General features: G+C 62.6%; 22 protein-coding genes. 16 read left to right on the top strand and 6 right to left on the bottom strand.

Going from position 1 to position 23,052, the window contains the following annotated elements; genetic code table 11:
* The first annotated feature begins 112 nt into the window (after positions 1 to 112).
* Positions 113 to 679 carry an RNA polymerase sigma factor gene (locus DV520_RS09015; protein ID WP_133308849.1) on the top strand — a complete coding sequence of 189 codons (567 nt, stop codon included), beginning with the start codon at positions 113 to 115 and terminating at the stop codon, positions 677 to 679.
* Positions 676 to 1,980, top strand: a complete 1,305-nt coding sequence (locus tag DV520_RS09010; protein WP_117142505.1) for a hypothetical protein — start codon at positions 676 to 678, stop codon at positions 1,978 to 1,980. Before DV520_RS09015 ends, DV520_RS09010 begins: the two co-directional genes overlap by 4 nt.
* Before the next feature lie 53 nt (positions 1,981 to 2,033).
* On the opposite strand, the gene DV520_RS09005 is transcribed toward DV520_RS09010, so the two are convergent.
* Positions 2,034 to 2,726, bottom strand: coding sequence for a hypothetical protein (locus tag DV520_RS09005; RefSeq protein ID WP_117142504.1), 693 nt, complete (start codon positions 2,724 to 2,726; stop codon positions 2,034 to 2,036).
* Between the two features lie 109 nt (positions 2,727 to 2,835).
* Between DV520_RS09005 and DV520_RS09000 the strand changes: the two genes are divergently transcribed.
* The 13 genes from DV520_RS09000 (at position 2,836) to DV520_RS08940 (ending at position 15,676) form a co-directional block, all read left to right on the top strand.
* Complete coding sequence (locus tag DV520_RS09000; protein WP_117142503.1) at positions 2,836 to 3,063, top strand: helix-turn-helix domain-containing protein; 228 nt, start codon at positions 2,836 to 2,838, stop codon at positions 3,061 to 3,063.
* Positions 3,064 to 3,125: 62 nt separating this feature from the next.
* Complete coding sequence (locus DV520_RS12740; protein WP_333818860.1) at positions 3,126 to 3,362, top strand: helix-turn-helix domain-containing protein; 237 nt, start codon at positions 3,126 to 3,128, stop codon at positions 3,360 to 3,362.
* 865 nt (positions 3,363 to 4,227) lie between these two features.
* Positions 4,228 to 4,698 carry a hypothetical protein gene (locus DV520_RS12165; RefSeq protein WP_133308848.1) on the top strand — a complete coding sequence of 157 codons (471 nt, stop codon included), beginning with the start codon at positions 4,228 to 4,230 and terminating at the stop codon, positions 4,696 to 4,698.
* A 571-nt stretch (positions 4,699 to 5,269) separates the two neighbouring features.
* Entirely contained in the window at positions 5,270 to 5,851 is a 582-nt protein-coding gene (locus DV520_RS08985; protein ID WP_117142500.1) for a hydrolase, read from the top strand.
* 160 nt (positions 5,852 to 6,011) lie between these two features.
* Positions 6,012 to 7,874 (top strand): DEAD/DEAH box helicase, encoded by a 1,863-nt coding sequence (locus DV520_RS08980; RefSeq protein ID WP_117142499.1) that lies wholly within the window; start codon positions 6,012 to 6,014, stop codon positions 7,872 to 7,874.
* Positions 7,867 to 8,742 (top strand): metallophosphoesterase, encoded by an 876-nt coding sequence (locus DV520_RS08975; RefSeq protein ID WP_117142498.1) that lies wholly within the window; start codon positions 7,867 to 7,869, stop codon positions 8,740 to 8,742. The genes DV520_RS08980 and DV520_RS08975 overlap by 8 nt, the downstream gene beginning before the upstream one ends.
* 33 nt (positions 8,743 to 8,775) lie before the next feature.
* Entirely contained in the window at positions 8,776 to 9,501 is a 726-nt protein-coding gene (locus DV520_RS08970) for an AzlC family ABC transporter permease (RefSeq protein ID WP_117142497.1), read from the top strand.
* Positions 9,491 to 9,796 carry an AzlD domain-containing protein gene (locus DV520_RS08965; RefSeq protein WP_117142496.1) on the top strand — a complete coding sequence of 102 codons (306 nt, stop codon included), beginning with the start codon at positions 9,491 to 9,493 and terminating at the stop codon, positions 9,794 to 9,796. Before DV520_RS08970 ends, DV520_RS08965 begins: the two co-directional genes overlap by 11 nt.
* Positions 9,797 to 9,835: 39 nt before the next feature.
* A complete protein-coding gene (mnmG, locus tag DV520_RS08960; RefSeq protein WP_117142520.1) occupies positions 9,836 to 11,722 on the top strand; it encodes a tRNA uridine-5-carboxymethylaminomethyl(34) synthesis enzyme MnmG in 1,887 nt (628 codons plus the stop codon).
* On the top strand, positions 11,719 to 12,633 hold the full coding sequence (locus tag DV520_RS08955) for an MBL fold metallo-hydrolase (RefSeq protein ID WP_117142495.1): 915 nt from the start codon (positions 11,719 to 11,721) through the stop codon (positions 12,631 to 12,633). The genes mnmG and DV520_RS08955 overlap by 4 nt, the downstream gene beginning before the upstream one ends.
* Positions 12,623 to 13,657 (top strand): tRNA 2-thiouridine(34) synthase MnmA, encoded by a 1,035-nt coding sequence (gene mnmA / locus DV520_RS08950; protein ID WP_117142494.1) that lies wholly within the window; start codon positions 12,623 to 12,625, stop codon positions 13,655 to 13,657. Before DV520_RS08955 ends, mnmA begins: the two co-directional genes overlap by 11 nt.
* Before the next feature lie 63 nt (positions 13,658 to 13,720).
* Positions 13,721 to 14,662, top strand: coding sequence for an MBL fold metallo-hydrolase (locus DV520_RS08945; RefSeq protein WP_117142493.1), 942 nt, complete (start codon positions 13,721 to 13,723; stop codon positions 14,660 to 14,662).
* Between the two features lie 54 nt (positions 14,663 to 14,716).
* Positions 14,717 to 15,676 carry an MBL fold metallo-hydrolase gene (locus DV520_RS08940; protein ID WP_117142492.1) on the top strand — a complete coding sequence of 320 codons (960 nt, stop codon included), beginning with the start codon at positions 14,717 to 14,719 and terminating at the stop codon, positions 15,674 to 15,676.
* Between the two features lie 85 nt (positions 15,677 to 15,761).
* Here the strand turns inward: DV520_RS08940 and DV520_RS08935 are convergent, their stop codons facing one another.
* The 4 genes from DV520_RS08935 to DV520_RS08920 all read right to left on the bottom strand — a co-directional run bounded on the left by DV520_RS08935 (position 15,762) and on the right by DV520_RS08920 (position 21,339).
* Positions 15,762 to 17,462 carry a M56 family metallopeptidase gene (locus DV520_RS08935; RefSeq protein WP_117142491.1) on the bottom strand — a complete coding sequence of 567 codons (1,701 nt, stop codon included), beginning with the start codon at positions 17,460 to 17,462 and terminating at the stop codon, positions 15,762 to 15,764.
* Between the two features lie 24 nt (positions 17,463 to 17,486).
* Complete coding sequence (locus DV520_RS08930; RefSeq protein ID WP_117142490.1) at positions 17,487 to 19,601, bottom strand: M56 family metallopeptidase; 2,115 nt, start codon at positions 19,599 to 19,601, stop codon at positions 17,487 to 17,489.
* 36 nt (positions 19,602 to 19,637) lie between these two features.
* Positions 19,638 to 20,006, bottom strand: a complete 369-nt coding sequence (locus DV520_RS08925) for a BlaI/MecI/CopY family transcriptional regulator (RefSeq protein WP_021919527.1) — start codon at positions 20,004 to 20,006, stop codon at positions 19,638 to 19,640.
* Positions 20,007 to 20,112: 106 nt separating this feature from the next.
* A complete protein-coding gene (locus DV520_RS08920) occupies positions 20,113 to 21,339 on the bottom strand; it encodes a class I SAM-dependent rRNA methyltransferase (RefSeq protein WP_117142489.1) in 1,227 nt (408 codons plus the stop codon).
* A 180-nt stretch (positions 21,340 to 21,519) separates the two neighbouring features.
* Here DV520_RS08920 and DV520_RS08915 point away from each other — a divergent pair, with 180 nt between their 5' ends.
* Positions 21,520 to 22,368, top strand: coding sequence for a Cof-type HAD-IIB family hydrolase (locus DV520_RS08915; RefSeq protein WP_021919525.1), 849 nt, complete (start codon positions 21,520 to 21,522; stop codon positions 22,366 to 22,368).
* Positions 22,369 to 22,442: 74 nt separating this feature from the next.
* On the opposite strand, the gene DV520_RS08910 is transcribed toward DV520_RS08915, so the two are convergent.
* Entirely contained in the window at positions 22,443 to 23,042 is a 600-nt protein-coding gene (locus tag DV520_RS08910) for a hypothetical protein (RefSeq protein WP_021919524.1), read from the bottom strand.
* Positions 23,043 to 23,052 lie beyond the last annotated feature (10 nt).

Raw genomic sequence — 23,052 nt, 5'->3', positions numbered from 1 at the left:
TTTCTGCGTTTTCTTTAAGTTTTGACGGAATCGGTGCAACCGGCGGCCATTGTTTCCGGTCTATAAGGATAAGAACACCCGAGAAGGGGAGGAGAAAGGGGAGGCGGCGGAGATGGTGCTTCGAGACCAGGAGATCCTGTCCCTGTGCCGGGCACGGGACCAGCGAGCCATCGCGGCCTTGGCGGAGAAGTACGGGGCGTACTGCCACACAGTGGCCCACAACATTTTGGGGGATCATCCGGACGCGGAGGAGTGTGTCAACGACGCTTATCTGGCGGTGTGGAACGGGGTGCCCAGCGCACCCCCGCGGAGTTTGCTGGCCTATTTGGCAAAAGTGACCCGCAACATTGCGCTGAAGCGTTTGGAGCACAACCAGGCCCAAAAGCGGGGCGACCGTTTTTATCTGCTGCTGGATGAGCTGGCGGAGGTACTGCCGGGAGAGGACTCCGTGGAGGACGCGGTGGCCCAGCGGGAGCTGATGGAGGCTATCAACGACTTTCTGAAAACCAAGACCGACAGAGGCGAACGGCAGCTCTTTCTGCGCCGGTATTTTTGGGGAGATTCCATTGGAGAACTCACGGTGCTCTTCCGCCACAGTGAGAGCAAGGTGAAATCCCAGCTCTTCCGAACCCGGCAGCGGCTGCGGGGGTATCTGGAGGAAAGGGGGCTTCTGGGATGAAAGGGGAAAAACTCTATGAACTGCTGGACCTTTTGGACGACAATCTGGTCATGGAGTCAGCCGAGGTAAAGCGCGGTGTCTGGCGGCGGCGTCTGGCCATTGTGGCCGCCATTGTGGCTGCGGCGGTGCTGGTGTGGTTTGTCACCACAGAGCCTGTCCGCCACCCCCGGCAGGACGTGGGGGGCGAGGCAGGGGTGCTGCAGGACGGGGCCTACTATGTCTTTGCGGGCAGCGGCTTCCCCGGGCCCGATGAGGCCCGGGTCCCCCAGGGAATCTTCCGCTATGTGCCGGGGGAGGGCAAGGAGCAGCTGGTGTCTTACCAGGCGCACCGGATGGATGTTCTCTTTTCCTGCTGGGGGGTGAATACCCACAGTCTATACTATGTGGATATAGACACCAACGCCCTCTGGCGGCAGGACCTGACCACTGGAGAGGAGACCCTGCTATACACGGCCCCCGGCCCAGAGGAACCGGAAGCGGAACTGGGGGTGGGGGACCTGTGGAACTACTTTGCCCATGGGGAGGAACTGGAGCTTACCTATGATGTGGCCCTATTCCTGAACCAGGTGGGGGAGGACACGGTGACGCTGACCTACCGGTACCCTGACGGGAAGACCACGGACACCGTTGTGCTGGACAGCCGCACCGGGGCCCTTTTGTCCCAGACAGCGCAGAGGGAGAACGGGTATCCCCTGTGGCTGGGGGAGCGGTGCATTGAGGTGGTCTATGTGGACCACCCGGAGGGCTTTACCTACCCTGGCTGGGAGGAGGATGTGGAGTTGAACCAGTACCATTGGACCGATCTCCAGGAGGACGGCCGGTCTCTCCTGCCCCCGGGCACCATGGGAGCCGGGGAGCAGGCCGCCATAGAGATTCCCGGCGGGCTCCTGATTGGGTATGCGTCCAAAAACCGGTTTGACGAGGCGGGCAACTACCTCTGCGACGCCACTGGCTATCTGCTGCTGACCCCGGCGGGCCGGGACTATATTCTGCCGGAGCCCGAGGACCCGGAGGATTCAACAAGGGATTACCTGGCCGTGGCGGACGGGTGGCTGTACTTTACCAACAGAACATGGGCTGCGCTGGACAATGGGGGGCGCAGGCAGGAGTGGAGCCTCTGGGCCAGGCAGCTGGAGACTGGGGAAGAGGTGCTGGTGCAAAACGAGTGCGGCCCCCTTCGCCTGATCACCGATGGCACCTGGTGCTACCTGAGCGACGGGAACACCACCGACTGCTACCGCCTGGAGCACGACGGCCAGGGCCGCCCCTGCGGCCTGACCCTGGTGGAGGAGACCATTTGAGCACCGAAACAAAGCCCCCGCTGAAGGCGGATGCCTTCGGCGGGGGCTTGTGTTTAGTCAGGGAAAGGGGTTTCAGGGTCCTGGGGGAGGGGGCGGGCCTGCAGGCGGGTCTGGCGCTCCTGCTCCTGGGAGGTCATGAGAACGCCCAGATCATGCTCGGTCAAAAGGACCTGGGGGAGCATGGAAATGCTGGCATCCAGGCCGAAGCAATTCCCCAGAATCCGCAGGGCGGCGCGGTAGCCCAGGTGGAAGGCGTCCAGGGCCAGGATATACTCCCGGTCCTCCCAGACCAGGTCGAGATCGGTCCATTGGTCCTGGGCTGTCTGATCCGGCAGCTGGTCATAGACCGTGTCAAACAGGTCTGTGGCCTGCTGGCAGGCCCAGGTGTAGCCGGTGCAGTGGACGGTTTGATCCAGCACCTTTTGGGTGACCAGGCCGGGCAGGGGGGTGGTGAGGGGCTCGTTGGAGAAATACTGCTGGAACCCGGTGCACAGCCCCTGCTGGACGGCGAAGGGGAGGAGCCGGCGGAGGATGTCCCTGTGTTTTTCCTCCAGGGCGGCCAGGATTTGTTTTTGCTGGGGGGTCAGCAGGTCCTCCAGGGCGGCGCGGGCTGCCTGGGCCTCCTCAGGGGGGACGGTGCTGCCTTGGGCATCCAGTGTTTTTTGGGAACAGGAGAGGAGCTTTGTTAGCAGATCCTCTGTGAAGATGGCCTGTTTCATTCTATCCAGTTCGGCATCAACATTCATTTAAGTATCTCACCTTTCTTTAACGTTGCCTATTTTGGTATGGCCAAATAATGGCCATACCATATGGCTATTATAGCGGCCATAATAAGGCGTGTAAAGGAGGGGGCATATGATTCACTATAATTCTCTATGGGAAACAATGTCAAACAAACACTTTACGACCTATACGTTAAGAGAAAAACATAATATTGGACACGGGACTGTACAACGTTTGCAAAAAAATATGCCGGTTTCTACTTACACGTTGGATCGGCTGTGCAAAATCTTGGACTGCCGATTAGATGAAGTGGCAGAGTATTTGCCAGACGAGGAAGCGGAAAAGATTAATAAAAAATGATAGCAGAATAATATGGCTAAATAATGGCCATATTCTTGTAGCCCTGGTTACATCCATAATGGATGGGTAGAAAGGGGGGTTACAAGGCAATGATTCGCTATCGCCCGTTGTGGGAAACTATGTCGCAGAAGAAAGTGACAACGTACACTCTGCGCGTGAAGCATGGAATGAGTCATGCAACCGTTCAGCGGCTACAAGCGGATCAGCCTGTGTCAACGCATACCTTGAATAAATTGTGTGAAATTCTGAATTGTCGCCTGGATGAAGTTGCGGAGTATGTTCCAGATGATGTGGATTAGAAAATGGGATTTACGGTGCTTGTGCTTTGCCGGGCACCGTTTTATATATGTTTAGATAAAGTGAGAATATATTTTCTGGTCTGTCTAATGGAGTTATATTGTGTTTTCACCATTGCCGTTGGAACGGCAGGGAACTTTGGCTTCCCAGCCGGGGCCCTATTTCTTTGAAGAAATAGGGGAAAGAACACCAGGGGACTTTGCCCCCTGGACCCCTGCGGGGGAAAGAGTTTCTTTCCCCCACACCCCTTTTCTCTGGACCGTTGTAGAAGCAGCGATTTTCTTCTACCGGCGTACCTGGCCTGCGGCCTCCAAGACCAACGCCTCATGGCCCGCCCACCGGCTCGGGCGGGCGGGAGAAGTGGTTTATTGTCGGGAGGAAAAAGTGGGAACCCGAACGGTTACTTTCTGTCTTCTCCCAAAGGGCACCCACCCACGTCCCCAGCCCGCCCAGCCGGTGGGCGGGCCGTTACGGGCCTTTCAATGTGAGGGCCGCAGGCCAGGTAATAAGTGAGAAGTACAGCCTCCCCCACACAACCCCACCAGAGAAGGGGGTCCCGGGGGAGGAACCTCCTCCCCCGGGGGTTCTTTCCCCCATTTCTTCCCAAGAAATGGGGCCCCGGCCGGGCAGGCCAAGGTTCCCTTTATATGGCATCATTTTCCTGTTGACAAAATAGGAGATTGAGCATACAATAAGGATGCAAAGAAGTCTTTGCACCGGGGATGACGGTTAGAATATCATTCATTCGTATGTGTCTCAGCAACCGGGAATGACGGTTAGAATATCATTCATTCGTATGAGACCCTGCACTCCTAATTTTAGCGGGTGCAGGGTTTTCTTGTATAAGACGAGAGATAGGGATTTAAGATGAAGTTTATTACAATATCCCAGCGATATTTTGATATTTGTGGAGACGATCCTGAAATCTTGTTTCGGAAAAATCGGCGTCCGCATTTGTTGGTGCTATCCCTAAAATACAAAGGGCAAGTGAGCCACTTCGCAGTCCCTCTCCGCTCTAATATTTCTGCGGCTACACCCAAAGACCAGTATTTTTCTTTGCCGCCAAGGCCATCGACACGTCCTGGGAATCATCACGGGTTGCACTACATTAAGATGTTTCCCATTACAAGAGAGTATCAGGAAAAATTTTGGGTTGGAAAAGATGCTGCGTACATATTGTATCAGAATATCATCAATAAGCATGAAAAAGAAATTGTAGCGGAATGCCAGAAATATCTTGATGCTTATGCGAATGGTTTGCGTCTTAAATATTCTGTAAATATCGACCAGGTATTTGAAAGACTGAACGCAAATCAACAGAATACAAATAGAAATTGATTGGGTAGGGGGACTGGTATGGTGCTGGTCTCCCTATTTTTTGATGATGGGTTTTGAAAAGAGAAGCTGCTTTACGAATGAAAGAAGAGTACCGCCCCAATATCCACATGGTTGACAATGCTCTCGTTAGAGACTATAATAAAAATGTGGAAACCCAGACGGTTGCCACAACACTTGAACTAACATGAAGTTGTGAAGAAGAAACCTTTCACAAAAGCCGTGAGCCGTTCTGCTGCAACAGACGGCTCGCTTCTTTCTGTTTTGGAACTTGTCCCACGCCTGATCCAGAATCCAGGCAATGGAAACAAGCCAGAAAACGTCCTGGGGATAGAGTAAGGCAACAGACAAAGAAAGTCAACGCAGTGGGAGCGCCTCCGTTCAGAGTGCGCTCCCGCGTTTTGCTTCCCGGCCAAATCGGAAAGAAACCCGCCCAAGACCCCAGGCACTTTTGTGCCAGGTGCCTTTTTTTCGGGGATCGCGGAAAAACCCGTGAAAAACCCATGATTTTATGCTACAATAAGCTATTCAGGTGCGGCGCTCCGCCGCAGAAAGACAGAGGAGGAGCACAGCCATGTCGGCAAAAGAGGAATTTATTGAGATTTTTCGGGAGCATGTCCACCGGGACGGGGCGGAGGCCCTGCTGGACTATCTGACCAACAAGAGCGACTTTTTCACATCCCCGGCCTCAGCCCGGTACCACGGGGCCTATGCCGGCGGCCTGTGCGAGCACAGCCTGAATGTTTACCACTGTCTCACCGATTACCTGGCCCGGGAGCGGGTCACGGACCTCTATGGCTTGGAGTACAGCCCGGAATCCATTGCCCTGGTGGCCCTGCTCCACGACGTGTGCAAGATCGGCTGTTACAAACCCTCCACCCGGAATGTGAAGGGAGAGGACGGCAAGTGGACCCAGGTGCCCACCTTCACCTATGAGGACCCCCTCCCCTACGGCCACGGGGAGAAATCGGTCTATGTGATCAACGGCTTTGTCCGCCTGACCCGGGAGGAGGCCATGGCCATCCGGTGGCACATGGGCTTCTCCGGCACCGAGGACAGCCGGCTGGTGGGCCGGGCCTTTGCCAAGTATCCCCTGGCCTTTGCCCTCTCGGTGGCCGATATGGAGGCCACCTACTTCTTAGAGGAGGAGCCGTAAGGTCAAACCCGCTGTATGCCCCCGTGGTTGGGAGGCACAGCGCGGTGATGTTTCCGCCGCCCGCCGGGCGGCGCAGCTCCGCGCGGCAGTCTGCCGCTTTGACAGTAACCACGGCGCTCTCTGGCGGAGGGAGGGCGCAGGAAAGGAAGCAGTTCATTTTATGACAAGTTTTGCATCCCTTGGGATCACGGAACCGATTTTAACCGCGTTGACAGACTACGGATACGCGGAACCCACCGTGATCCAGGAAAAAGCCATCCCGGCCGGCATCGCGGGCCGGGATGTGCTGGGCAGCGCCCAGACCGGCACGGGAAAGACCTGTGCTTTCGGCGTGCCCATTTTGCAGCGGCTGGCCCAAGGGGGACGGGGGAGAACGATCCGGGCCCTGATTCTCACCCCCACCCGGGAGCTGGCCATTCAGATTGACGAGAACCTCCACGCCTACGGCAAGAACCTGCCCCTCACCGAGGCGGTGATCTTCGGCGGGGTGGGCCAGGCCCCCCAGGTGGACCAGCTCAAGCGGGGGGTGGACATTCTCACCGCCACCCCCGGCCGCCTGCTGGACCTGGCCGGCCAGGGCCTGCTGGACCTGTCCAAGGTGGAGATCTTCGTCCTGGACGAGGCCGACCGGATGCTGGACATGGGCTTTATCCATGACGTGCGGAAGGTCATCCGCCTCCTACCCCAGAAGAAACAGACCATGTTCTTCTCCGCCACCCTCCCCCCGGAGATTTTAGACCTGGTGGACACCCTCCTCCATGACCCGGTGAAGGTGGCCGCCGCCCCGGTGTCCTCCCCGGTGGAGGTCATCCGCCAGGAGGTCTGCCTGGTGGATCGGAAGAACAAAACCGCCCTGCTGCTGGAGATTTTGGAGCAGGAGCAGGTGAAAAGCGCCCTGGTGTTCACCCGGACCAAGCACGGGGCGGACAAAGTGGCCCGGGACCTGACCCGGCGGGGGGTGGCCGCGGCGGCCATCCACGGCAACAAGTCCCAGACCGCCCGGCAGGAGAGCCTGCGGAAGTTTAAGGAGGGAAAGCTCCGGGTCCTGGTGGCCACGGACATCGCCGCCCGGGGCCTGGACATTGAGGAGCTCTCCTATGTGTTCAACTACAACCTCTCCGAGGTGCCGGAGACCTATATCCACCGCATCGGCCGCACGGGCCGGGCGGGCCGGGGGGGCACCGCCATCTCCTTCTGTGACTATGGGGAGATGCCCATGCTCAAGGACATTGAGAAGCTGCTGAAAAAGCCCATCCCCCGGCGGGCGCATGACTATCCCATGGAGGTCTTTGAGGTCCCCGTGAAGGACGCCAAGGGCCGGGTGGTCAATCCCGAGGACGCTGAGGCCCGCCAGGCCGCCCGGGAAAAGCACGCGGCCCAGCGGAAGCAGGCCGCCGAGAAGGCTGCGGAAAAGGCTGCCCAGCCGCTGGATGCCCCGGCGGACCCAGCCCCCGGCCGGAAACGCCGCCGGGGCAAGGGACAGGGCCAGGCAGCCGCCCCCCAGCCCCCGGCCCAGCCGCCGGAGAAGGGGGAGAAGGCCCGGCGGACCTTCCCCCACGGCAAGCAGAATCTGGGGAATCTGGAGGACTTCCTGGCCGCCCAGCCTGTGGAGGAGGGCGCGGTGTCCTTTTCCCACCGGGACCCCCTAGAGGGGGAGGTCATCATGGACGCCACCGCCCGGCTCCTGGCGGCCAAACCGGTGTACCAATACTATAAGCCCGGCGCGGCCCACGGCAAGCGGGGAAAAGGGGACAAAAAGCCCAAGGCCCAGGCCCAGCCGGCCAAACCCCAGCCCCCGGAAAAGACGCCCAAGGCCGCCCAGGCGGCCCAGACCCGAAAGGCCCCCAAGAAGGGGGCGCCCGCCCCGGCGAAGAAGGGGACTGGGGCGCTCGGCCGACCGGCTGCCCGCTCCGGCCGGGGCAGAGGGCGCATCCCGCCCCGGGTGGAGCCGCCCAAGAGCCGGCAGAAGGACTCCACTGAGCAGAAGAGTTTGATGAAACCCTTCTATATTGACCATGATTAAAGAATCCGATTGGAACGAACGATATCCCCGCCCCCGCCGCCGTCGCCGCCGCCGGGGATGCCTGACCCGGCTGGTGACCACGGTGCTGGTGCTGGGCCTGCTGGTGGGATGGTTCTGGTGGCAGCAGAATGGGCTGTCCAGCGAGACCATCACCGTCTCCAGTGCCCCGGACGGGTTTGATGGATACCGCATCGCCGTGGTCTCCGACCTCCACGCCAAGGAGTTTGGGGAGGGGAACCGGGTCCTGCTGGACTATGTCCGGGACCTGGAGCCCGACCTGGTGGCTGTGGTGGGGGACATCCTCCACGAACCCGACCAGATGTCCATGATCCCCGCCGTGGCCAAGGGTCTGGCGGCCATTGCCCCCACCTATTACGTCACCGGCAACCACGAGTGGGCCGCCGGGGTGGTCCGGGAGCTGGAGCCGCTGCTGGAGCAGTGCGGGGTGACGGTCCTGTCCAACGAGTATGTCATGCTGGAACGGAACGGGGACCGGATCGCCCTGCTGGGGGCGGAGGACAGCAACGGCTACGCCGACCAAAAGACGGTGCAGGAGCTGGCGGACCAGGTCCGGCAGGAGCAGGGGGCGGTCTATGAGATTCTCCTCAGCCACCGGAACAACCATTATGAACAATACACCCAGGCCCGGGTGGACCTCACCCTGGCCGGCCACGCCCACGGGGGCCTCATCCGCCTGCCCGGCACCGACGGGCTGGTGGGCCCCAAGCGGGAGCTTTTTCCCCAGTATACTGCGGGACTGTACGACCTGTCCTATGGACAGATGGTGGTCTCCCGGGGGCTGGGGAATCAGTTCCCCTGCTTTCGGCTGCTGAACCGGCCCGACGTGCCCCTGGTGGTGTTGGGCTGACGGAAGAAACCAGAGAGAAAGAAGACACAGAGCATGAACACCAAGCAATTTTCCCGGGGCCTGCGGGTGGGGGTTCCCATCTCCCTGGGGTATTTGGCGGTGTCTTTCACCTTGGGGATCACCGCCAAGAACGCCGGCCTGAGTGCCTTTCAGGCGACCCTGACCAGCCTGCTGGTCAACGCCTCGGCAGGGCAGTACGCCGCCTTTACCATGATGGCGGCCCAAGGGGGCTATTGGGAGATCGCCATTTTAGAGGCGGTGACCAATGCCCGGTACATCCTCATGTCCTGCGCCCTGAGCCAGAAGCTGCCCGCCGCATCCAAGCTCTGGCACCGGCTGGTCATTGGCTTTAACGTCAACGACGAGATTTTCGGCATGGCCATTGCCGAGCAGGGGAAGCTGAACCCCTTCTACTATTTCGGCATGATGACCGTTGCCATGCCCGGCTGGGCCCTGGGGACCTTTCTGGGGACCTCGGTGGGCAACGTCCTGCCGGCCAACGTGGTCAGCGCCCTGAGCGTGGGGCTGTACGGCATGTTCCTGGCGGTGATCATCCCCGCCTCTCGGAAGAGCAAGGTGATTCTGGGGGTGGTGGTGGTCTCCATGGCCGCCAGCTTTGCCCTGGAGTGTATCCCCCTGTTCGCCTCCTTGGCCTCGGGTACCCGGATCATTTTGCTCACTGTGGTGATTGCCGCCGGGGCGGCGCTGCTGTTCCCGGTGAAGGAGGAGGAAAAGGAGGGGGAAGGCCATGGAGCATAATGTCTATCTCTATATCGCCGTGGTGGCCCTGGTGACCTATCTCATCCGGGTGCTCCCCCTGACCCTGATCCGGCGGGAGATCAAAAATCCCTTCCTGCGCTCCTTCCTCTACTACGTGCCCTATGTGACCTTGGCGGCCATGACCTTTCCCGCCATCCTCCACGCCACCGACAGTCTCTGGTCGGGGCTGGCGGCCCTGGTGGCGGGGGTGCTGGTGGCCTGGTTCAGCGGCAACCTGTTCCTGGTGGCCGCGTCGGGCTGCGTGGTGGTTTTTTTGGTGGAACTTTTGCTGTGACAGGAGACAACGATGGAAGAACGTATATCCCAGAAACCCATGACCTATGAGGCCGGCACCTACCACGTGGCTGTGGTGGGGGCCGGCCACGCCGGGATTGAGGCCGCCCTGGCCTGTGCCCGGCTGGGGCTGCGGACCCTCTGCTTTACCATCAACCTGGACGCGGTGGGCAACATGCCCTGCAACCCCGCCATCGGCGGCACGGGCAAGGGCCACCTGGTCCGGGAGCTGGACGCCCTGGGGGGTGAGATGGGGAAGGCCGCCGACCTGGCCTGCATCCAGTACCGGGTGCTCAACCGGGGCAAGGGCCCTGCGGTCCACTCCCTCCGGGCCCAGGCGGACCGGCGGGAATACCAGAAGATTATGAAGCATACCCTGGAGAGCCAGGAGAACCTGTGGGTGAAGCAGGGCGAGGTGACCGCGCTGCTCACAGAGGAGGGGCGGGTCACCGGGGTACAGACCGACACCGGGGCTGCTTATCGGGCCCAGGCGGTGGTGATCTGCTCAGGGACCTACCTGGGGGGAAAGACCATCCTGGGTTCTGTGGCCAAATGGAGCGGCCCGGACGGCATGTTTGGCGCCAATCAGCTCACAGAAAGCCTGCGCCAGGCGGGGCTCACCCTCCGCCGGTTTAAGACGGGCACGCCCCCCCGGGTGAACGCCCGGTCCATCGACTTTTCCCAGTTGGAATGTCAGGTGGGGGACGAGGATGCCATGCCCTTCTCCTTTGAGACCGAGAAGCCCGCGCCCAACCGGGTGTGCTGCCACATCACCTATACCAACGAGAAAACCCACGCCATCATCCGGGCCAACCTGGACCGGTCCCCCCTCTTCTCCGGGGTCATTGAGGGGATTGGTCCCAGGTACTGCCCCTCCATTGAGGATAAGGTGGTGCGCTTTGCGGACAAGCCCCGGCACCAGCTCTTTCTGGAGCCCATGGGGCTGGACACGGAGGAAGTTTACATTCAGGGGTTCTCCTCCTCCCTGCCGGAGGATGTGCAGATCCAGATGCTCCACACCCTGCCCGGTCTGGAGCGGGCGGAGATGACCCGGGCGGCCTACGCCATTGAGTATGACTGCGTGGACCCCACGGAGCTGCTGCCCACTCTGGAGCACAAAAAGGTGTCCGGCCTTTACGGCGCGGGGCAGTTTAACGGCTCCTCCGGGTATGAGGAGGCGGCGGTCCAGGGCTTTGTGGCGGGGGTCAATGCGGCCCTAAAGATTTTAGGCCGCCCCCCACTCATCCTGGACCGAAGTCAGGGGTACATCGGGGTGCTCATCGACGACCTGGTGACCAAGGGGACCAACGAGCCCTACCGGATGATGACCTCCCGGACCGAGTACCGCCTCCTCCACCGCCAGGACAACGCGGACCAGCGGATGTGCCCCATTGGGTATGCCATCGGCCTGGTGAGCCGGGAGCGGTACGAGAGGGTGCAGGAGAAATATGAGCAGGTGAAACGGGAGGTTCACCGCCTGGAGCACACCGGTGTGGCGGCCACGGCGGAGCTGAACCAGCTGCTGGCCGCCAAGGGGGAGCCCCCGGCCAAAAACAGCCTGCGCCTGTCCGACCTGGTGCGCCGGCCCCGCCTGACCTATGAGGATCTGGCTCCCCTGGACCCAGACCGCCCCGCCCTGTCCCAGGCGGTTCGGGAGCAGGTGGAGATCTCCCTGAAATACGAGGGCTACATCGCCCGCCAGCAGCGACAGGTGGAGGAGATGCGCCGGCTGGAGGGGAAAACCCTGCCGGCGGACCTGGATTACCACCAGCTGGCCGGCCTGCGCCTGGAGGCCCGGCAGAAGCTGGACGCCATCCGGCCTGGGAACCTGGGCCAGGCGGCCCGGATCTCCGGCGTCTCCCCGGCGGATGTGGCCGCCTTGATGATTGCGCTGGAACGACAGAACAGACCAGGAGAAACACCATGAAACGAATCCATGTGAAAGGAAACACCTGGGTGCTGGAGGGCCCCCAGCTGGTGGGGCTCTACCAGATCGACGAGAGCACCTGCCTGCTGCTGGACCCCGGCAGCACCAAGCTCCAGGGGGAGATTGAGGCGGCCCTGGCCCAGGCCGGCCTGACCCCGGTGGGGGTTCTGTGCACCCACATGCACTACGACCACCATGAGACCACCCGCTATTTTCGTGAAACCTATGGCGCCAAAACCTGCCTGCCCCAGCTGGAGGCGGACATCGTCCGCAGTGAGGAGAGCCTGAAAAATCACCTGTTTAATTTTACCATGGGGATGATCCGCACCATTCCCCGGCTGCAAAACCTGGTGTGCCCGGTGGACCGGGTCATCGCATTTGGGGAGACGGAGCTGGTGTTCTGTGGGGTTCCCCTCCAGGTGGTGCGCACCCCGGGGCACGCCCCGGACCATGTCTGCTTCATCACCCCGGACAACGTGTGTTTTGCCGGGGATGTCCTGATGACGGAGGACGTGCTGGCAGGGGCCATGGTGCCCTTTGTCTTTGATATGGCCGACGACCTGAAGAGCAAGGAGATCGTGGCGGGGCTCTCCTGCGACGCCTATATCTTCTGCCATAAGGGCATCCGCTATGGTTCGGTGGCGGAACTGGCCCAGATGAATATCCGCCACATCCAGGGGCAGCTGGCGGCCTGCGGGGCGCTGGTGACCGAACCCATGACGTACAGCCGGTTTTACGCCGCCGTGGTGACCGCCATGGACCTGCCGGTGGGGCACCCGGCCCGGGGGCTGCACCTGGAGCGGTATATTCGCCCCTATTTGGAATACTTGGTGGACCGGGGGGACCTGACCCTCATCGAACAAAACGGCGCCCCGGCGGTGGCGCCCAAGGAGGCCCGCCATGGGCGGTAAGACGGTGGTGCTGGGGCTCTCCGGCGGGGTGGACTCCGCCGTGGCCGCCCGCCTGCTCCAGGAGCAGGGCTACACGGTCTACGGGCATTGGCTGGACATCGGCCTGGGCGGCCGGGAGGACGCCCAGCAAGTGGCGGAGACCTTCGGCATCCCTTTTTCCGCCGGAGATATCCGCCGGGAGCTGGAGGCGTCGGTGATGGGCCCTTTTCAGCGGGATTACCTGGCCGGGCGCACCCCGCTGCCCTGCGCCCGCTGCAACCCTACGGTGAAGTTTCCCGCCCTGTTCCGGCGGGCGGAGGAGGTGGGGGCGGACTGGGTGGCCACCGGGCACTATGCGCGGATTGCCGCCGGACCGGCGGGGGAGCCGCTGCTCTGCCGGGGCGCCCACACCAATGACCAGGCCTATATGCTGGCCCGGCTGCCCCAACACTGGCTGTCCCGCCTGGTGTTTCCCATCGGCGGGTATGAAAAGACCCAGGTTCGGCAGCTGGCCCGGGACTTTGGACTGCCGGTGGCGGAGAAACCGGACAGCATGGAAATCTGTTTCATTCCGGACGGCGACTACGCCGCCTGGCTGGAGGCCCGAGGCGCGGTGCCGCCGCCGGGCCATTTTGTGGACCGGACCGGCCGGGTGCTGGGCCGGCACCGGGGTATCCATCGCTATACCATCGGTCAGCGCCGGGGGCTGGGTATCCCGGCGGCCCACCGGCTGTTTGTCTCGGAGATCCGCCCGGAGACCCAGGAGGTGGTCCTCTCCGACGGCACGGACCTTATGGCGGACACGGTCTGGGGGGAGGACTTTAACCCGTTGGCCCCTCTGACCGAAGGGGAAGAACTGACGGTGCGTCTGCGCCACTCTAAAACCGAGACCCCTGCCCGATTCTATCCAGAGGGGACGGGAGGGCGGCTGGAGCTTCTCACCCCCGCCCGAGCGCCCACGCCGGGCCAGCTGGCGGTGCTCTATCGGGGGGACTGGGTCCTGGGCAGCTTGTGGATTACCCGGGCCCGACGCATCCCGGGATAACCCCGTCCCCACCGAGGCGCCGCCCCGGCGGCGGGGAAGGGAGAGAAGAAAGAGGGAAGCCGAATGGAACTGGAACGTGTCAAGGGCAACACCTGGGTGCTGAAAAGCTGGGAGCTCATCCCCCTCTACCAGGTGGACGACACCCGGTGCATCCTGCTGGACACGGGCACCGTGGACCAGCGGGCGGAACTGGAGGCCGCCCTGGACCAGGCGGGGCTGACGCCGGTGGCCATTCTGGGCAGCCATGCCCACATCGACCACATGGGGTCCTATGGATATTTTCAAAAAACCCGGGGGGCCGTCCTGGCTCTGACCCTAGGGGAGGCGGGACAGCTCTTTTCCCCCCTGGGTCTGCAGCTGCAGTACTACAATCTGTCCCTGGGGGCCTTTGGGCAGTACCCAGAGCTGGAGAGTGCCCCCTGTCTGCCTGACCGGATCATTCTGCCCCAGGAGCGGGAGGTCACCCTGTGCGGGGTGACCTTCGGCCTGGTGCGGACGCCGGGGCACACGGTGGATCACATCTGCGTGCGGACCCCGGACAATGTGCTCTATGTGGGGGATGCCATGATGACCGGCCGGGTCCTCCACCGGGCCAAGTTTCCCTATGCCTTCTCCATGAAGGTCTATCTGGAATCCCTGGCAAAGCTGCGCCAGGAGAGCGCGGACCGGTTCATTGTGGCCCATCGGGGTGTTTACCGGGAAATTTTGCCCTTTATTGACCTGGAGCTTCGGTTTTTGACCCAGCGGATGGAGGACCTGCTGACCTTGGTGGGGGAGAGCACCACCCCCAAGGAATTGACCGAGGCCATCTGCCGGACCTACCAGGTTCGGACCAAAAATCCCCGCCATCTGGCCTATTTTGAACAGGCCAGTCAAACGTACCTCCATTACCTGACCGACCGGGGGGACCTGGAATTGGTGATGGCAGAGGATCAGCTTCGCTACCGCCGGGTAAACCGGCGGCGGGAGAGGCTCACCCTGCCCCCCACAGGACGGTTTCGATAGGGGAAGAGATACGGCGGGAGGAACGTGAAGTTGTAGGATAAGGAGGGAATCGCTATGGAATTAGAACAAGTCAAGGGGAATACCTGGGTGCTGAAAAGCTGGGAGCTCATCCCCTTTTACAAGCTGGACGACAGCCATTGTATTCTCTTGGACACCGGTCTGAACGATCAGCGGGAAGACCTGGAGGGAAGCCTTCGGGAAGCGGGGCTCACGCCCGTGGGTGTGATTTGCAGCCACGCCCACATTGATCACATGGGCAATGTGGCCTATCTCAAACAGACCTACGGCACCCAACTGGCCATGTCCCTGGGGGAGGCGGGGCACCAGATGTCCTACCTGGGCCTGAATATCACCAACTACCTCATGTCCCCGGAGGACGTGGTGGAGTCGCCGCCGCTGCACGGGACCCCCTGCCTGGCCGACCGGATCATTCTGCCCACAGAGGATCGGATCACCTTCTGCGGGGCCACCTTCGACATCATCCACACCCCCGGCCACACGGTGGACCACATCTGTACCCGTACACCGGACAATGTCCTGTACCTGGGGGACGCCATGATGACCGGCCGCACCCTCCACCACTCCAAATTCCCCTTTGCCTTCTGCGTGCGGGACTATCTGGACTCCATGCGGAAAATGCGGACCGAGCCGGCGGACAAATTCATCGTGGCCCATTACGGCATCTATGATGAGATTCTCCCTCTGGTGGATATGGAGGCCCGGTTCTTTGCCGAGCGGATGGTGGACCTGCTGGACCTGGTGGATGGCCCCACCACCCCGGCCAAGATGGCTGCGGACATCTGCCGGACCTATCACATTGATGCCGGGGACCTGAGAAATCTGTCCTACTTTGCCACCTCCAGCCTGTCCTATATCAACTATCTGCGGGGGCTGGGCTATTTGGAGGCCTACATTGAGGATAACCAGATTTTCTACCGCCGGACCCCCGCCTCTTACGAGCGCAAGGAGCAGAAAAGCCAGTCGGTGCTGCCGAAGACAGGACAGTTCCGGTGAGAACGAATGAGATGAAAACGCAAGCCGCACAGCCAAAGTTGGCTGTGCGGCTTTTTCTATGGGCAGGGGACGACGGGGCAGGCCCTCACTCCGGCCGTGTGGTTTGGAACAGCGGGCTTTCCTGGAGCCACTCCTCCAGGGCCTGCTGCCAAGCGGGCAGAAAGGCGGTGAGAGAGGTGGTGTCCCATGGTGTTTTTTCCACGGTGCCCCGGGCAGGGGTGTCCGACCCTTCCAGGGGCAGCTCCCACGAAAAGCGATCCCCATTGCCCACCAGGGCTTGGAAGACGGTGCCGCAGAAGCGAAGGTATTCCGTGGCAGAGGAGAGGGCGCCTTGGGGACAGGCTTCCTGGAACTGGAGGGTGATCCCATAGGGAGCGCGTTCCGTCTGCAGGGCGATCTGGTAGGGGCCCACTGCCTGGGAGAGGTGCAGTTCCTCCAGAATGGCCAGGCAGGCCGAGGGGCTGCCCAGATAGGGGGTTTTCAGGGCATAGAGGTCTTCCGCCCATCCCTCTCTCAGATAGGAGGACAGGGAGGTCTGAAAAGCGCGCCACCGGGGGTCCTGGAGGAGGGATTCCGGGAGGACCGCCTTCTTTTGCGAGGCAGAATAGCCGTCGTGGTTGAGGCGGACCAGAACAGGGGCCCCGGTCTCCCCAAGAAAGAGACAAAACTGGGTCCCCCGGTTGGCGTTGGTGAGGAGGAGGGCGCCGTTCGGCAGGGAGAACTGCGCCAGGGGAGTGTAGTCCTCTTGGTCGTAGTCCCGAAGAAGGGAGACCAAGGATGTCTGGAGTTCCTCAGGAAGTCGCACCGGGGTGCCGCGCAGCTGGAGGTAGGTCTCTGTGATGGCGACCCCTTCCATCTGGTCCTCCGGTACCCCGGGGTTGGCCAGAATCAGGACGATGGTGGCCGCACACACCAGCAGCGCGATCCCTGCCACCCAGACCGGGGGCCGTTTATAGTCCAGTACGTGCCGGATGCGTCCCTTGGGGTCCTCCTCCCCAAAGGCCAGGGGCACCGCCTGGGGCAGCTTGCCGCTGTGTCCCAGGTGCAGCAGGGCGGCGGCGTATTGGGCGGTGTCCTTGGCGCCAAAGCGCCGGATGACGGCCTGGTCGCAGGCGGTCTCCAAATCCCGGCAGAACAGGCGGTAGGCCAGCCAGAGAAGGGGGTTGCACCAGTGCAGGCACAGCGCCAGCCAGGCCAGGGGCTTGGTCAGGTGATCCCGCCGCCGCAGGTGGGCCTGCTCGTGGAGAAGGACGTAGGGCCGGTCCTGGGGGTCCAGCCCCACGGGGAGATAGATTTTAGGGGAGAAAACACCGCAGACAAAGGGGGCGGCAATCTGATCGGTCTCATAGAGGTTGCCCTCTAGCCGGATGGCTTCCCCGGTCCGCCGGCGCAGACGGAGGTAGGAAACGCCCCCCCAAAGGAGCATGCCCAAGGTGCCGGCCCCCCAGAGTCCGACCACCACATCGGTCCGGTCCGGCCCGGCGGAGGCCCCTTGGTCTGCCGGGCCGCCGGTGTCCGCCGGGGCAGGCGCCTGGGCGCGGGAGGAGGCCTCCAGCGCCTGCCCAGCCTGCTGCACGTAGGTGCCCTGGGCGATGGGGGCGGGGACCAGGCTCACGGGAAGGGAGAAGCTCACAGGACAGACCATGCGGACAAAGACCACCATCCACAGCAGACAGGTGATCCACCGGGGCGCCCGTTTCAGAAGCAGACGGAGTCCCATCACGCACAGGGCGGCCACAGAGGCGGTGGTGGTCATGGTGAGAAGGGTTTGCAGAATTTGGTCCATGGGGACCTCCTTTCAGGGGATGGGTCAGTGGGGCGTGCTCTCCAACTGGACCAGGAAGGACAGGGGGCCCGCCGGCTGCCCCGGGGTGGTATAGCCCAGGAAGACGTTCCCGTCCCACTCATAAAGGCGGTAGCCGGTGTCCTGGGTAAAGACATTTTCCACAATGCACCAACGGGCTTCTCCCTGGTGCTGCGCGGGGTCCACGCCATAGCGGGTGAGTTGGTCGTTGGCCGCCTGGGGCTGCCAACGGTAGTAGGGAGTATCATAGTGCACGCCCTGGCTGTCGGAGAAGGAGGTGAGGGCAAAAACATCACTCCACAGTTCGCTGAAGATGCCATGGGAGCGGCCCGCCTCGAGGGGGAAGGGGCCGTCATACCCGGGCGCGCAGTAGAGCACCTGTTCGGTGTCTCGGTAGCGGCCGAAGAGGGTGATCTGAGCGGCGCTGCCGGCCTGCTTCATCTGCCGGTAGGTCTCCCGGAAGGCCTCCTGGGTTTGCGGGGGCGTGTCCTGGCCGGAGAGGCCATCGGGATAGGTCATATAGCTCCCAGTCCCGTGGAGGGAGCCCTGGGCCCCGAAGGTCCAGTCGATGTAGAAGAGCGTATCGTCCAGAGCGAACAGGGCGGAAGAGGCCAGGTCCAGATAGGGGATCAGGCGGGCCGCGTCGGTGGCCAGGACGGGCGGGGTGTCCAGATAGACGGTCAGAATCGTGGGATCGGGGGACTCGCCCTGGAAAACCTCAACCGTATAGGGGCCTGTGAAGGCGCGGAGGTTCAATTCCTCCAGCACTTGTTCCGCCGCCTGCTTTGTCTGGAGGGAGCAGCCCCGGCGGGTATAGAGGGTGTCCGGGCGGGTGACCCAGAGATATTCTTCCAGGGAAGCTTCCCAGGCCAGATAGGCCTGCTCCAGCTGACCGGTCATACGGTACGGTTGGGATTCCCGGTCTTTTCCGCCGGAGGAAGTCGTATGGACCAGGAGAGGGTGGTCCCCGCGAAAAATTTCCCAGTGGTCTTTCTTGCCCGAGAGAAGGATTCTGGTGTCCGTTTCAAAGGAGAGGGAAGACATGGGCTCCAGATCTCCGTCATATCGGTTGCAGAGAGCCAGCAGCTCCTCCAGCAAGGGCTCTGGGAGGGGGAGAGTCTCCCCATAGGAGAAAACCATCCCCTCGTCAACGGGCCTGCCCTCCAGTCGGCCGTTGGTGTCCCCCAACAGGAAAAGACCGGCCGCAAGGCAGGCCGCCGCAGTGGCCAGAATGAGCCAGAGAGCGGGCCTGCGGTAGGAGAGCACAGCCCGGATGCGTCCCTTGGTGTCCTCCGTGCCAAAGGCCAGGGGAACAGCGGCGGGGAAGCCGGACCGGCACCCCAGGTGCAGAAGGGTGGCGGCGTACCGGGCGGTGTCCTCTCGCCCCAGCGGACGGATCACCGCCTGGTCGCAGGCGGCCTCCACGTCCCGGCAGAACAGGCGGTAGGCCAGCCACAGAAGGGGGTTGAACCAGTGCAGGCACAGGGCCAGATAGGCCAGGGGCTTGGTCCAGTGGTCCCGCCGGTGCAGATGGGCCCGCTCATGGAGCAGGACATAGTGACGGTCTTCCGCTGGGAGGGAGGCGGGGAGATAGATCCGAGGGCGGAGCAAGCCGCAGACGAAGGGGGTGGAGACGCGGTCGCTCTCATAGACCCCTTTCTCCACCGGCACGGCCTCCGCCACCTGCCAGCGGAGTCTGGCGTAGGAGACTGCGGCCCAAAGCAGGGCGGCCCCTGCCCCCGCGGCCCACACCCCGGTGAGCAAGGCGGGCCGTGGAATATCCGCTGGCGCGGCTGGGGCCGGTGGGGTCCCGTCTCCGGCGGAAAGGGTGTGCTCGGCCGGGGCGGGCGTGTCTTGGACGGGGACCGTTTCCTGGGCCGGCCCGGGCTCGGCGGGGAGGAGGTGCTGGACATAGGCCCCGCTGGTGATGGCCTGGGGCACCAGGCTCACCGGCAGAGACAGCCCCACAGGACAGATCATCCGAAGAAACACCACCCCCCACAGGGCACAGGTGATCCACCGGGGGAGCGGCCTCAGGACCAGGCGCAGGAGCATCACAATGCCGGCCACCAGGGCGGCGGTGACGGACATGGTCAGAAGGGTGGAAAGGAACGTGTCCATAAAAGGGCCTCCTTTCTGGGGGAGTGGGAAAGGGTGTCAATGGGACTGCCGGTATTCCTCCAGCATTTGCTCAATTTCAGCGGCCTCCTGGTCGCTGACACTGCCGGCCCGGAGAAAGGCGGCCAGGAAACTGGGCAGAGAGCCGTGGAAGGAGCGCTGCAGGACCTCCTGCCCGTCCGCCTGCTGCACAGTGGCCCGGTCCACCAGGGAGGTGACCACGGCGGCCTCGTTCTTCAGGCAGCCCTTGTCGCACAGGCGCTTGATGACGGTGTAGGTGGTGGTGCGCTTCCAGCCCAGCTGTGCCTGGGCCAGCTTGCACAGCTGGGGGGAGGAGATGGGCTCAGAGGACCAGACCAAGTCCAAAAGACGGTGGTCGGCCAGGGAGAGGGAAGGGGGAGATTTCATGGGACATACCTCCAGTCGAATGTTTTAGACAACGTTAGTCTAACAGATTAGACTGGCGTTGTCAAGAAAAAACCCGCGCCCCGGAAAAGGGGAGCGGGTCGGGAGATCAAATGACCTGGAAGAGATAAAATTTGAGATACTCGGTCTCGGGCACGCCCCATAGAATGGGGTGGTCCGGGGCTTGCCGCCGGTCCGCGATTTGCCGGAGGGAGACGGCGGCGTCAGCGGCGGCCTCCCAGAGCATCCGGCGGAAGAGGTCGGGGGTCATGAAATGGGAGCAGGAGCAGGTGGCCAGGTAGCCGCCCCGGGGGAGGAGCTTCATGGCTTTGAGGTTGATCTCCTTATACCCCCGGTAGGCATTTTTCACCGTGGCCCCGCTTTTGGTAAAGGCGGGGGGGTCTAAGATGATGTAGTCGTAGGGGTGTTTCTTCTCCCGGGCCAGCTCTGTGAGCAGGGAAAAAACGTCGGCCTTCACCACGTCAACGCGGTCCTCCAGGCCGTTGCGGGCCACGTTGCGCCGGGTGAGGGCCACGGCGTCCTGGGAGATGTCCACAGCGGTGACGTGGGCGGCGCCTGCCTTGGCGCAGTTGAGGGCGAAAGCCCCTGTGTGGGTGCAGCAGTCCAGAATCCGCCGGCCTGGAGCCAGGGCCGCGGCGGCCCGGCGGTTGTATTTCTGGTCCAGAAAAAACCCGGTCTTTTGGCCGTTGATGTAGTCCACATCGTAGGAGATTCCGTTTTCCACCAAGGTGATGTGGCCGTCCAGGTCGGTGGCCAGGCCGGGGAGGGGATAGAACCCCTTCTCCCGGGGCAGCCCCTCCTTGTCCCGCAGGGGGGCCTCGTTGCGCTCATAGATGGCCCGCACCGCCACGCCGTAACCGGCCAGCAGTTCCACCAGAAGGGAATAGAGCAGAGACTTTCGGACCTCCATCCCCAGGGAGAGAACCTCCGTGACCAGAATGTCCCCGAAAAGGTCCACGGTGAGCCCGGGGAACTGGTCGGCCTCCCCGAAGATCAGCCGGGCGCAGGAAAAGTCGTCCCCCATGACGGTCTTCCGGTAGTCCAGGGCGTATTGGAGCCGCCGCCGCCAAAAGGCCTCATCAAACCGGTCGTTGGTGTTTCGGGAGAGCAGACGGACCCGAATCTTCGAGTGATCGTTGAGCAGCCCCGTGCCCAGCCAGCGGCCTTTCTGGGAGACCACATCCACCAGGTCTCCGTTTTCACAGGGCCGGTCGGGACCGGTGGTCTCCACCCCGTAGACCCAGGGATGCCCGGCCCGGATGGCCCGGGCGGCCTTTTCATTGACGGTGAGAATGGGATAGGGACGTGTGGCCATGGCGTGGGCCTCCTTTGTGGATTTGAAAAGAATGGGACTCCTATTATACTGGTTTTCTCCCGGGCATGCAAGGGGGGCGGGGGCTGGCCGGATATTTTGGAAAGAAGGGGCCTGCCCTCTGGCCATTCGCGCCGGGCCGTGGTACAATACCGGTATCAAACAAGACAGGAGGCGGTGGCCATGGGAAAGAAAATTCGGCTGCTGGCGCTGGACCTGGACGGGACGCTGCTCAACGGGGCCAAGCAGATCACCCCCCGGACCCAGGCGGCGCTGGAGCGGGCCAGGCAGCAGGGGGTTCTGATGGTGCCTGTGACAGGCCGCCCGGCCCAGGGTCTGCCGCCGGCGGTGCTGTCCCTGCCGGGGCTGCGGTACGCGGTCACCTCCAACGGGGCCACCATTCGGGACCTGGTGGAGCAGCGGGTGCTGCTGGAAAAGCATCTGGCCCCTGCCCTCTGCTTGCAGGTGCTGGCCCGGTGCGCCCACATTCCCATGATCCGGCAGGTGTTCCGGGCGGGGGTGGGCTATCTCTCCCGGCCGGACTATGAGACCCTCCGGGCCCGGTACGCGGGGACGGCCATGCTGCAGTACCACCTGGATACCCGGCAGGTCCTGCCGGGAACGGTGGAGGAATTCCTGGCGGCGGATGCCCGCCCGGTGGAGGAGCTTTTCTTCCTCACCGACAGTCCCCAGACCAAGCAGGCCCTGCGGCAGTGCCTCGCGGACCTGCCGGGCATCGGCTTTGCCGATCCCTTTCCCAATGACCTGGAGGTGATTGCCGGGGAGATTGACAAGGGAGAGGCCCTGCGGTATCTCCTGGACCGGCTGGACATTGCCCCTGAGGAGGTGCTGGCCATGGGGGATGGCGGCAGTGATCTTCCCCTGCTCCAGGCCGCCGGCATCGGTGTGGCCATGGGAAACGCCACGGAAGCGGTGAAGGCGGGGGCGGACTTTGTCACGGCCTCCTGTGAGGCCGACGGCGTGGCCCTGGCCATTGAGAAGTTTGTACTTTCAGAGGGAGAAACGCTATAAAGAGGAAGGAGAGAGGACGCGCCCCGGCGGGCGCGTCCTCTTTGCTTTTTTGAAAGGAGTGGGCAGGGAATCGCTCACGGCGTTTCCGGTGAGGCGGGCTCTGACGGGATGTTTTGAACAGAATCCTGGGAGAAGGGGGCCGGGGAAAGGGGAGCGTCCTCCAGAAGAAAGATAGATTGGGTTTTGTCCTCTGGGTCAAAGGGAAGATGGCCCGGGGCGGTGTCTCCGGGGAGGAAAAAGGGAAGGTTCTCCACGTCCGGGCAGGCAGAGGGGGGCGCCAGATTCTCCAGGTAGGCCAGGTCATACAGCGCCGCCAAACCGGCAGACGTGGGGATAACCTGGGAGACGGCGTCCTGGGAAAGGGCGGGGGCCGGGGCGGTGCTCTCCTTTGTCTGGGCGGGGAGAAGGAGGACCAGGGCGGCCAGGGCCGCGGCGCTTCCCGCCAGGGCCCATCGCCTCCAGGCGCGGGCGCGGCGAAGGGGGAAGCAATCTGGATGGGTGGCCTGCAGCTGCCGCCAAGATGCCTCGGCGGAAAAAGCGGGGGGCGGCTGGTCCTCCAGGGTCGTCAGAAGCGCCTGGAGGCGGGGCAGGGAGGTTTCCTCCTGGAATAAGGTCGTCTCCAGGAGCAGGCGCTGCGCCGCGGCGCGGCGGGCGGAGGAAGTAGTATGAGACATCGAAACACCT

Origin of the sequence: Evtepia gabavorous (assembly GCF_003425665.1) — a bacterium.
Taxonomy (GTDB): domain Bacteria; phylum Bacillota; class Clostridia; order Oscillospirales; family Oscillospiraceae; genus Evtepia; species Evtepia gabavorous.
The sequence above is the reverse complement of the archived record's forward strand: the minus strand, read 5'-3'. Positions and strand labels throughout refer to the sequence as shown.